The sequence below is a fragment of the Streptomyces sp. P17 genome (assembly GCF_032436805.1).
In the GTDB taxonomy this organism is placed as follows: domain Bacteria; phylum Actinomycetota; class Actinomycetes; order Streptomycetales; family Streptomycetaceae; genus Streptomyces.
This window is the reverse complement of sequence record NZ_JAVRBF010000235.1, coordinates 1-699: the sequence shown is the minus strand read 5'-3', so window position 1 is coordinate 699 and position 699 is coordinate 1. Positions and strand designations below refer to the sequence as shown.

Genomic DNA, 699 nt, shown 5'->3' with positions numbered 1-699 from the left:
AAACGGCCCTTTCCGAAAGTAAGAGCGTGCGTATCCGCCCCGACTCGCAGTATGCAATCAAGTGTATCAGCCAATGGGCGAGCGGGTGGAAAAAGCGTGGTTGGCGTCGGCCCAACAATGAGCCGGTCAAGAATCAGGCCATTGTAGAAGCCGCTTATAACCTCTACAACGAAATTGGTCACGCCATCGAATTGGTGCACGTCAAAGCCCATGCGGGGATCAAGGGTAACGAGTTGGCCGATCGCATGGCGATGAAAGCTTCTGTCGAACGCCAGGGCGCGTTTGTTAAATACCAGGGTACTCTGGACACCCAAGAGATCCTTCGCTTGGAGCGGGGGTAAGGAGAGACAGATGGAATTTTGCTCACGGTGCGATGGTGGGGCTATTCACGCGCCAAACTGCCCGATGTGTGGAGGTTCCGGTTTTGTCGATAGCCAGAAGGGGGCTAGTGCGTCAGCTTATAGCGTGCCGTCTCCGTTCCATAACAACGCCAGCGCGGCCCGCCTCGCACGAGAGGAAGAAAAACGACGCTCGGTGAAAGTCTACAGGGCTAAGGGCAGCCCCCAAAAGGAATCAAGACTTGGCCCGAAGACTGAAGCCGTTCCCGCGATAGCGCCTAACCCGCACTCTCATGCGAAACAGGCGAAGACTAGGCGGCCCCAGCCAAAATCGGGCAAGGCAAAGGAAGCATCTGGAGCC

Annotated in this window: 1 protein-coding gene; it reads left to right on the top strand. The window is 56.5% G+C overall.

Going from position 1 to position 699, the window contains the following annotated elements; all coding sequences use genetic code 11:
• A partial coding sequence (locus tag RMT89_RS40585) for an RNase H family protein (protein WP_315888765.1) occupies positions 1-341 on the top strand: 341 nt, incomplete at its 5' end.
• Positions 342-699 lie beyond the last annotated feature (358 nt).